We start from the raw sequence: 10,459 nt of genomic DNA, 5'->3' as shown, positions 1-10,459 counted from the left end.
CTCCTGGTGTGGTAGGCGGATTGGTTATATCGCCAGTGGAAATACTTAAATCGTCTATGTTGATGCGGGCAGTACCGCCACTGATTTTACGGATCTGAAAACGTACATTCCCAACAATTGCAGTATTGAAGGTTACTGTTGATAATGTTGTGGTACTACTGGTAATGGTACTGCCTGATTGTAACCAGCTTGAGCCACCATTGGTAGAATACCAAAGCTGCCAGGTGCTATTGGCATCGGTACCGTATTTGGCATGGGCAATACTTACCACATCAGCTCCGTTTACGTCGAAATTCATACTCAATATACCGGTATTGCGTATTCGGACTGATTGACTGCCGTTTTTTGCATCTGCAGCAAGGTTTCCAATTAAGGCATCGTTAAGGCTCCAGCTTCCACTGCTTAAGGTTACTGATGCCGTGGCATAACTTCCTTTTGTGCCAGATTCAAAATCTTCAGGAAAACCTGCAGCAATAGCCTGTGTGCTGGCAGTAGCGGTTTTACTGTTTAATTTTTGTTCGAATAAGTTGGTTTCAGGTTGAAATTGGTTTTCCTTTTTACAGGCAGCGAGGCCAAGGCATAGGACGGCCAGTAAGCTTAATTTTTTTAATGCTTTCATGTTTAGTTTGGGATTATTTAATGGATGGGATTGATTGCTTAGGTTTCGACAGCAAATGTTTCAATAACTACACAGTTGCCATCTTGTAAATAGCCGGTAATCAGAACAGGTATTCTACTGGCACCCTCTAATCTGATGACCTGTATGTTGGAAAGGTTTTGCTTTAATGAAGAATAAAACGCTGTTATTTTATGGGCATTTTCTACCATAGATGCATCGGATGCATCTACCTTTGAAACGAGGTGGTTGAAAAATACAGCGTGATCCAGGTGTTTTAAATTGGATGGAGTTGAATGGTATTGAACTGCAATTTTTTGCAATAGTTCTGCAGGAGGGACTTTACCCCAGTCAGCCGCTTTAAAAGGGCTTTCTGATTCGGTAAAATACAATACACCCAATAAAAGCTTGGTAATTGTAACCAGGATGTTGTTACTCATGTAAATTAGGGATAGATGTTTACTTGTATTAACAGTCCTAATTTATAGATAAAGTATTTAAGGCATACCAAGAAAAGATTAATATTGTGTTAAGATTTTTACACGCTGGTCTGTTGGCGTTTACGGCGCAGATTTACGCTTCTTTAAAGTGGGTCAGCAAGGTAATTACCTGTTTTTTATTCAATACTTCTGCCAGTTCCTTTTCGGTAGCCTCTTTAATTTTTTTAACCGATTTAAAATGGGTTAGCAGTTTATCCGCGGTAGTTTTGCCGATACCTTCAATCTGCTCCAGTTCTGTTTTAAGTGTCCCTTGATCGCGTTTCTTGCGGTGGAAGGTAATCCCAAAGCGGTGGGCCTCATCACGTAGCTGTTGGATCACTTTTAAGGTTTCCGATTTTTTATCCAGATACAATGGATAGGAATCGCCAGGATAGAACAGTTCTTCCAAACGTTTGGCAATACCAATTACGGTAACTTTATTTTCTATGCCCAATAACTTTAAACTCTTCAGAGCCGACGAAAGCTGCCCTTTGCCGCCATCAATGATGATGAGCTGAGGCAACGTCTGGTTTTCATCCAACATTCTCCTGTAACGACGGAAAACGGCTTCTTCCATGGTCGCAAAATCGTTAGGACCCTCTACCGTTTTCACATTAAAATGGCGGTAGTCTTTTTTCGATGGTTTTGCATCTTTAAAAACAACTATTGCCGAAACCGGATATTTCCCCTGAAAGTTGGAGTTATCAAAACATTCTATATGTTTTGGAAGCTGGGTTAAACGCAGATCTTTCTGCATGGTCGTTAAAATACGATCGGTGCGTAAATCGGGATTTAATTTTTCGTATTGATTAAGTTTCTCTTTTTTGAAGAACAATACATTTTTCTGCGAAAGCTCCAGAAGTTTTTTCTTTTCGCCGAGCTTAGGTACAGTAAATTTTAAACTTTCATCCTCTAACGAAGGCTCAAAAGGAACAATAATTTCTTTTGAGGTGCTGCTGAACTTCGTTCTGAATTCTAACATGGCCAATGTTAAAATTTCGTCATCACTCTCATCCAATTGCTTTTTAACTTCGATGGTCTGCGTCTGGATAATCGTTCCGTTCATCACTTTTAGGTAATTTACAAAAGCATAACGTTCATCCGATGCAATACTCACCACATCAACATTGGTAATGGCGCTATTTACCACAGTAGATTTACTCTGGTATTTCTCCAGTACTTCTAATCTCCTTGCATATTGATGCGCCAGTTCGAAGTTCAGGTTTTCTGATGCCGATTTAATGATCCCTTTAACATCTCTGATTACATTTCCGATTTTGCCATTCAGGATCTCTTTGATCTCACCTATATTTTTATCGTAGTCCGTTTCGGTCTGGTAATTCTGACAAGGGCCTTTACAGTTGCCGATTTGATATTCCAGGCAGACTTTAAATTTCCCTTCAGCTATATTTTTTTCTGTTAAAGGTAAGCTGCAGGTACGAAGGGGGTAGGTTTCTTTAATCAGATCCAAAATAGTATGCATCATGCCTATCGAACCATAAGGGCCAAAATAGGTAGAACCATCTTTAATCACTTTCCTTGTCCAGTAAATCCGAGGATAATTTTCGTTTTTAACAATTATCCATGGATAGGTTTTGTCGTCCTTTAGGTTGATGTTAAATTTTGGCTGATGTTTTTTAATTAAGCTATTTTCGAGTAACCAGGCATCAATCTCGGTATCAACAATGGTGAATGTAATTTTACGGATTTTGGATACCAATACCCTTGTTTTGCCATTAAATTGGTTTCTGTCGCTATTAAAATATGAGCCCACACGGTTGCGCAGGTCCTTCGCCTTTCCAATATACATGAGCTTTCCATCAGCGTCCCAATATTGGTAAACACCGGGTTTATGCGGAATTGCGGTTAATGCTGTTTTATGGTCGAAACTGCTCATTATTTACAAAAATAGGATTCGAGAGGGATAATTTTGATTAAGTGGACGTCGGTTTAGTGTAATTTATAATTTAGGCGTGCCCCAATCCCGAAAGATCGGGAAAAGGGTCAGGCTATCCGTTACAATCTTTTGTTGTCTTTCGGCTACGCTCAAGGCGACAACAAAAGGATTTCCACTGCTATCCTTCACGCAAATCCCAAAGCATTAAAATCCCAACTTCTCATCCAATTCTGTTGCGCCTTCTTCCTGTTGTTGATATTGGTTACAATCAAAAGTAATGGAAACCCCAGATTTTGGTGCCTCAAAATCCGCATGACTGATTTTTAACGCAGGATTGGCATAGACTCTTTTGATAAAACCAGCAAAAATTGGTAAAGCAGTATTGGCACCTTCACCCTGGTTGGTACTGATAAAGTGGAATGCCCTATCTTCACAGCCAGTCCATATACCTGTTACCAATTGAGGAGTAATGGCCATAAACCAACCATCTGAGTTATTTTGGGTAGTACCCGTTTTAGCTCCGATAGGTGCGTTTACTTTGTATTTATAATTCAGCCTCGATCCGGTTCCGTTAGTTACTACACCTTTTAACATTCTGGTCATTACATAAGCAACCTCTTCACTCATGATCGGTTTTGGTATTTCCTTTTGTGAAAATAATACCACCCCATTTTTATCTTCTATCCTTAATAGATAAATCGGCTTGGTATAGGTTCCTTTGTTTGCAAAAGCGCCATAAGCGCCTACCATATTATAGATTGACGAATCGAATGTCCCTAAACAAATAGATGGAAATGCCGGAACATTAGGAATGCCCATTTTAGTAGCTAATGTAGACACGGCCACAGGACCAACCTGTTTCATTAAATAGGCGGTAACATAATTTTGAGAGTAAGCCAGGGCTTTTTGTAAAGTAATGCTGCCCGGTAGAGGTTTACCCGAATTTCTTGGCGTCCATGGTGCTCCATAGCCATCTATCGTTACTGGTACATTTGGCACAGTGTAACAAGGAGAATAACCATTTTCAATTGCTACGGCATAAGTGAACGGTTTTGCGGTCGAACCCACTTGTCTGGTCCCCATTTTAACCTGATCGTATTTAAAATGTTCGTAATTAATTCCCCCAACCCATGCTTTCACATGTCCATTAGTCGGGTCCATGGTCATCATAGCGTTACGCAACAACATTTTGTAGTAACGAACGGAGTCGATCGGTTTCATTACCGTATCAATATTACCCTTCCAGGTAAAAATGCTCATTTCTGTTTTGGTGTTAAAATCATCTTTAATTTCATCGTCTGATTTACCTTCCAGTTTTAAGGATTTATAACGGTCTGATCTTTTAATGCCCTGTTCAATCTGTAAAGCTTTATCCTTAAAAGGGTTTCTGCCTTTCCAGCTGGCGATAAACTGCGCCTGTAAGATCTTCATATATTCTTTTTGCGCCTCTTCGGCGTATACCTGCATATCATAATTCAATGTGGTATAAATTTTCAAACCATCACGGTCTAAATCGTRAGGTGTGCCATCAGGTTTGGTAATCGACTGCTCCTGAAAAATGTTTTTAATATCATTCTTCAGTACCGAACGGAAATATGGTGCAATCCCATCGTTAACTGTTGCCGCATTAAAATGCAGGTTTAAAGGTTTTTCTTTTTGCTCGTCAAATTCTTGCTGGGTTAAGAGCTCCGATTTAACCATCATGGCCATTACGGTATTTCTGCGGTCTCTTGATCGTTCGGGGTGACGGGTTGGCGAGTACATGGTTATCCCTTTTTGCATCCCTACAAGCGTTGCAGCCTCTGTTAAAGTAAGTTTATCAGGGGTAGTGTTAAAATAAACCCTGGCAGCCGATTTTATGCCATAAGCCTGGTTACCAAAATCAACCGTGTTTAAATACATGGTAATAATTTCTTCCTTGGTATAGTTGCGTTCCAATTTAACGGCAACAATCCACTCTTTAAACTTGGTTAACACCAGCGAGAAAAAATTCAGGTTCGATTCTCTAGGGAAAAGATTTTTTGCCAATTGCTGTGTAATGGTACTTGCACCTTGTTTTTTACCGATTAAATTATAACCGATAATGGTGAAGGTACGTTTGAAATCTATGCCCGAGTGTTCTTTAAAGCGGGTATCTTCCGTCGCGATCAGCCCGTTGATTACATTTTCCGAAATATCTTTATAAGTAACATTCGATCTGTTTTGAACAAAATAGGTGCCTAATGGCCGGCCATCCTCGGCAATAATTTCTGAAGCCTGGTTGCTTTTTGGATGTTCGATATCCCTGAAAGAAGGTAGCGCACCAAAAAGGCCCAAGCCTACCATCGAAATGAAAATAGCAAACAGGGCAATTCCCCCGATTAGTATTTTCCAGATGATTAAACTATATCTTTTTGTTTCTTGTGCAGAAAGGGACTTGTTCATTTTGTGTTGTTATTTTCCAATCACCTCCAGAATAGAAGATTTGGATGCAAATTTATTAATTTTTTATAGAATAGGTTTTTCTCCGCCAGCTTAAACCATATTACTTTATTTGTAATTGTCTTTTAAAAACTCCAGGTACTCGTTAATGCGCGATCGGTCTGTTAGCTTTTCGAAGTTTTCTTTGCTGATGATAAAGCCTTTATATAAGTTAGCTGGAACTTTCATAATGTTCTTTAACTGGCCTGTAATGCTTGATTCGTAAATTTTGGCGTCTTCAAGATCGATAAAACTCGTAATGTAAATCAGCTGATCATTATCTAACTCTACCAATTTATGTTCCAAATCATTATCGGGGTAATTACCACGGTTAAACTGGCCTATTCCGAAACGCGATGAACTTAAGGTTAAAGTTGCGTCGGCAACATCGATCACATAATAATACTCTTCTGATTTAGCTGCACTAAAAATGCTGACCGGTTTGTTAGGATCGGCCGGTTTAATCTCAACAGGTTTAGATACAGTGGTAGGGTCTGCTGTTTTTACAGTGGCATTATCAGTTACTAAGGGTTTTGTTGGAACGGCAATTGGTGTAGCCTGACTTACAAAACGTGGCGCATTTGGATCAAAATCGATAAGGGCAAGCGGCCGTTGTTTAAACTCTTCCAAATTTGCCTCAATATATTTTAAATGATCGCGGACCAATGGGGTAATAATTTTATCGTTTGGATAAAGCGTGGTAATCAAATTAAATTCAGTAAGCAGCGCATCAACCTTAGCGGTGCGGCCGACAGCAATTGCTTTTAGATAGGCATACTGTGGTGCTAAATCATTGTTAGGGAAAGCCGTAATGTTATCATCCGCCTGTTTTACTACCCCTGGATAATCTTTTTTCGCATAAGCATCAAAGGCTACATTGTAGTTGTTAATGGCAATGTTTTCCATTTCAGTTTGTTTGGCCGAGTATGATGGATCTAAGATATTCTTTGCAAAATTAGATTCAGGGAACTTAGTGAGCACCAATTGTTTATACTGATCTGATTTTACTTCATCAACACCCTTGTAATTTAGATGTAAACTGTAGTAAATGGCAACTAAGTGGTTATTGTCCGGATATCTTTTAATTAGTTCCAGGTAAATCTTATTTGCTTCCGCTTTGTCGTTTAGCTCTTGTTGATAGAAGCTGGCGATTTCGAAATAAGCATCAATGATTTTTTGATCGGAGGTAGCCAATAATGCGGGAGTGGTTGGCAAACCATCCAAAAACTGTTTTTCTAATGTGGTTTGGTCTGCAGCTGTTTGATTCGTTTCTCCATTTGCAGGCGTTATTCCTGTGGCTACATTTCCTCCTGCCAAAACCTGATTGGTTTCCTGGGCTGATGAACGGATGCTTTGTCGCCAGTTATCTTCCAGCTGTCTGTTGCCCCAGCGTTTTTTGAAATCGCCAAAACCATTGCTTATTGCAGCATTGTTATTAAAGTAAAAGGTGTTCCCCGCAGTATTATTCGAAGCATTTAACGATCGATTTGGGAATTCAGGATCATTTAAATATTGATTGCTGATTACCCCTCCAGTATTGCTCACCTCAACTTTAGGTGTTAAATAAGCTTTAACCTTAGCCTCGCGCTCGCCTGCAGGAAGTTTGGCAATAGCCTGGGCGGTATGTTCTTTGGCAATAATGGTATACCTATCAGTTAAATATTTCAGGTTATCGGCCTTTTTAACAATGTTGTCGTAGTCAGGAAAGTTTTTAGGTAAAATCATCACCGTACTATCGTAATACAGTTTTGCTTTAATGTAGTTGTTAAACGCTTTAAAATTTAAGTCGGCAATTCTTAAATAGGACAAGGCCTTTTGAGTTTGGTTTCTGGTGCTTTTTGCAACTGATTTGTGGTAATTTTCTTCGGCTTTTACAAAGTTTCCTTCTGCAGAAAAGAGCTCTCCAACCTGATAATAAATCTGATCGGTATAATCGAAATTCTTATCATCTTTTAACAAAGCAAGCAGCTGTTCTTCCTTATTCAGTTTTACGCCACTGAGCAATGCCCTTAGTTTAATGCGGTTTAAATTGGCATGAAAATACATCTCGAACGGTGCGTTGCTTTTTTCAACCTTAGTGAAATTGGCATAAGCATCCTGAAGATTTTTCTCTTTCTCCTGCAATTGGGCAAGGATAAAGCGCCAGCGTATACGCAGCTGTTTTTCTGCCGGAAGCGTAATTGCCGATTCTAAAAAAAGAATAGCTTCTTTATTGCGTTTTTGATAAATACGCATTTGAGCGGCAGTGGCTAAAGGTTCTGCCAGATCTTTCTTCAGCTCGTCAGAGGCACGCAACATGGTGTCAATAATTTTATCGGCAAGCACCATATTGTTCAATTGCATTTGGCTACGCGCTTTCCAGTTCATCGCCATAATGAATGTTTTTAAATCGTTATTATAGGTTTTTGCTGTATAATCGAAATATTCTGATGCGATAAAATAATTGCCTTTTAAATAATTTGCTTTACCCAAAAGCATATAGGCATCATCAATATAATTACTGAAACTTTTATCGTTTATAACGGTTTGTCCTTTTGTAATTACTTCATCAAGCTGTTTATTGGCTATTCCTGGTGTGAGTACCAGATTTACCTGCGGCTCTGGATCGAGGTAAACGGGTAGGGTTTTCTCATAATTATCGGCGTAACTTTGTAATAGGCTCTCATTGTACTCGGTTAGTAAAACATTGGAGTTGTAGATATAGTTATACCTTGCCGTTAAGTTTTGAAACCTGCGATCTACTGCTGTATCTTTATTTGCGACACAGCCATAAATAAGGAGGACACTTATAAGGATGAAGAAGGGATTTAAGTTTTTGTTAGCGTAATTTTTCAAGTATGATAAATCTCTTAGGTGGATATACAATAAACAATATATGTAGAAAAATATTTTATTTGGTAACAAATTTTAATTATTCAAAGTTAATTTAATTATTGCATTAAAAAATGGAAAATCCGAAAGAAGAAGATACAAAGAAAAAGGTAAATGCGGCCGCCAAATATTCGGCCATTGGCTTCCAGATGATTGCTACCATTGGCCTGCTTACTTTTATTGGCTATAAGATTGATGAGTACAGAAACAGCAAAACTAATTTAATTACTGCTGCTTTTGCTTTGGCAGGGGTGGGGATTGCATTATACCAGGCCATTAGGCAGGCCACTAAATAATTGCTAAATGGCTGTATTGTTAGATTGTTGAACGAGATGAGCCCAACAATGAAGCAATTTAACAATCCAGCAATAGAACAATTTACCTCAGTTAACCGATTAATCAATTTAAACAGTTAACCAACCTTCATAATAATTATCTCCCACACTACTTACTTGATACTAAAAACCTTACCTTTGCAAAAGTTTTTATCTGCTAAGAAATTATACATTGACTCTAGCCAAATTTACCAGTATCTATTTCATTTTCGTAGGCCTTTTAATAGGTGTAATTGCCGTTTTACCTGTCGTATTTCCTGATAAACAATTGTTTGTAAATAACTTTTGGGTGATGTTTGGCTTTTTGGCCGGCATCACTTACGTGGCTTATATGGTTTACGGCCTTTGAAATTTACTGTTTGTTACATAACTTGCGCCACCAAAATTTAAAGTAAAAAACTGCCAATAAATGGATTGTAACCAAGTTTTTGTGTCGAAAGTTAAAAGACTAATTGTTGTTTTTACGCTTTTAATCGCGTTTTTATCTATCAAAATTGATACTTTCGCTCAGGTTGATAGCGCTGTTGTTCCTGTTGATAGTGTTGTAGCCGGATCTGCCGAAGCAGTTTCTGGTGAGCATGGCGCTGCTAAGCATGGTGAAGAAAAATTCGAGCCAACTAAGGTAATTATGGAACACATTGCCGATTCGCATATGTGGCATCTTTGGGGGCATACTTCATTGCCTCTCCCTGTAATTTTGTACACTAGTAACGGGCTGGAGGTTTTCTCTTCTGGTAACTTCCATCATGGAGAACATGATTATAATGGTAAATACAATAACTATCGCTTAGAGGAAGATCATGTAAAGGTAGTTGGTGCTGATGGAAAGGTCGATGAAGAAGCTAGTAAGTCTGTTTTAGATTTCTCAATTACTAAAAACGTTGCCGCGATGTTCGTGGCGATTTTGATTATTTTAATTGTATTCATTTCAGTCGCTAGGACGTATAAAAAACGCGTTGGTAAGGCGCCAAAAGGTTTACAGTCTTTAATCGAACCGATCATTGTTTTTGTAAGGGATGATATTGCTAAGCCAAACATCGGTCATAAGTATGCTAAATTTATGCCTTACCTGTTAACCGTATTTTTCTTTATCTGGTTTAACAACTTGTTGGGATTGATTCCGATTTTCCCAGGTGGTGCTAACGTAACCGGTAACATTGCCTTGACTTTTGTAATGGCATTGGGTACTATGATTATTGTTAATATCAACGGTAATAAATATTACTGGAAACACATTTTAACACCTGATGTGCCTTGGTGGTTATATCCGATTATGATTCCTGTTGAATTAATTGGTATCATTTCTAAACCTTTCGCTTTAATGATTCGTTTGTTCGCAAACATTACTGCTGGTCACATTATCGTATTAAGTTTAATTTCCTTAATATTTATTTTCGAAACGGCTTGGATTTCTCCTGTTTCAGTGGCATTCGTAATATTTATGGACGTGTTAGAATTGTTGGTGGCATTTTTACAAGCCTTTATTTTTACATTATTAACTGCCTTGTTTATTGGTATGGCAGTAGAAGAACATCATTAATAGAAAACTATTTTTTACAAATTAATATAAATTAAATTAGTTATGGTAGGTTCAATCGCGGCAATTGGTGCCGGTTTAGCAGTAATCGGTGCAGGTATCGGTATCGGTCAAGTAGGTGGTAAAGCAATGGAAGGTATTGCTCGTCAACCAGAAGCTGCATCAAAAATTCAGACTGCAATGATTATCGCTGCTGCCCTTATCGAGGGTGCTGCTTTATTCGGTGTGGTAGTTGCATTATTAGGAAACAACCCTCAGTAATTC

General features: G+C 38.5%; 8 protein-coding genes and 1 pseudogene. 4 read left to right on the top strand and 5 right to left on the bottom strand.

Going from position 1 to position 10,459, the window contains the following annotated elements:
* The 5 genes and pseudogenes from AC1DND_RS10680 to porW form a co-directional block, all read right to left on the bottom strand.
* Positions 1-619 (bottom strand): annotated as a pseudogene (locus AC1DND_RS10680) (DNA/RNA non-specific endonuclease); the annotation flags it as partial.
* Positions 620-657: 38 nt separating this feature from the next.
* Complete coding sequence (locus AC1DND_RS10675) at positions 658-1,056, bottom strand: nuclease A inhibitor family protein (protein WP_477581491.1); 399 nt, start codon at positions 1,054-1,056, stop codon at positions 658-660.
* A gap of 133 nt (positions 1,057-1,189) precedes the next feature.
* A complete protein-coding gene (gene uvrC, locus AC1DND_RS10670) occupies positions 1,190-2,992 on the bottom strand; it encodes an excinuclease ABC subunit UvrC (RefSeq protein WP_477581489.1) in 1,803 nt (600 codons plus the stop codon).
* Positions 2,993-3,196: 204 nt separating this feature from the next.
* Positions 3,197-5,416 (bottom strand): transglycosylase domain-containing protein, encoded by a 2,220-nt coding sequence (locus AC1DND_RS10665; RefSeq protein WP_477581488.1) that lies wholly within the window; start codon positions 5,414-5,416, stop codon positions 3,197-3,199.
* Positions 5,417-5,521: 105 nt separating this feature from the next.
* Positions 5,522-8,287, bottom strand: a complete 2,766-nt coding sequence (gene porW, locus AC1DND_RS10660) for a type IX secretion system periplasmic lipoprotein PorW/SprE (RefSeq protein ID WP_477581486.1) — start codon at positions 8,285-8,287, stop codon at positions 5,522-5,524.
* A gap of 110 nt (positions 8,288-8,397) precedes the next feature.
* Here porW and AC1DND_RS10655 point away from each other — a divergent pair, with 110 nt between their 5' ends.
* The 4 genes from AC1DND_RS10655 to atpE all read left to right on the top strand — a co-directional run bounded on the left by AC1DND_RS10655 (position 8,398) and on the right by atpE (position 10,456).
* Complete coding sequence (locus AC1DND_RS10655) at positions 8,398-8,619, top strand: AtpZ/AtpI family protein (RefSeq protein ID WP_477581484.1); 222 nt, start codon at positions 8,398-8,400, stop codon at positions 8,617-8,619.
* 211 nt (positions 8,620-8,830) lie between these two features.
* Positions 8,831-9,007 carry a hypothetical protein gene (locus AC1DND_RS10650; RefSeq protein WP_477581482.1) on the top strand — a complete coding sequence of 59 codons (177 nt, stop codon included), beginning with the start codon at positions 8,831-8,833 and terminating at the stop codon, positions 9,005-9,007.
* 60 nt (positions 9,008-9,067) lie between these two features.
* The gene (gene atpB / locus AC1DND_RS10645; protein ID WP_477581480.1) at positions 9,068-10,198 is read left to right on the top strand and encodes a F0F1 ATP synthase subunit A; all 1,131 of its coding nucleotides are present in this window, start codon (positions 9,068-9,070) and stop codon (positions 10,196-10,198) included.
* A gap of 42 nt (positions 10,199-10,240) precedes the next feature.
* Positions 10,241-10,456 (top strand): ATP synthase F0 subunit C, encoded by a 216-nt coding sequence (gene atpE / locus AC1DND_RS10640; protein WP_056087863.1) that lies wholly within the window; start codon positions 10,241-10,243, stop codon positions 10,454-10,456.
* Positions 10,457-10,459 lie beyond the last annotated feature (3 nt).

Source organism: Pedobacter sp. 01N416 (assembly GCF_056399685.1).
Note: the sequence above shows the minus strand (reverse complement) of the source record. Positions and strands in the feature narration are given on the sequence as shown.

Coding starts and splice junctions, on each gene's coding strand:
- AC1DND_RS10675 (WP_477581491.1), bottom strand. CDS start 1,056: ATGAGTAACAACATCCTGGTTACAATTACCAAGCTTTTATTGGGTGTA.
- uvrC (WP_477581489.1), bottom strand. CDS start 2,992: ATGAGCAGTTTCGACCATAAAACAGCATTAACCGCAATTCCGCATAAA.
- AC1DND_RS10655 (WP_477581484.1), top strand. CDS start 8,398: ATGGAAAATCCGAAAGAAGAAGATACAAAGAAAAAGGTAAATGCGGCC.
- atpB (WP_477581480.1), top strand. CDS start 9,068: ATGGATTGTAACCAAGTTTTTGTGTCGAAAGTTAAAAGACTAATTGTT.
- atpE (WP_056087863.1), top strand. CDS start 10,241: ATGGTAGGTTCAATCGCGGCAATTGGTGCCGGTTTAGCAGTAATCGGT.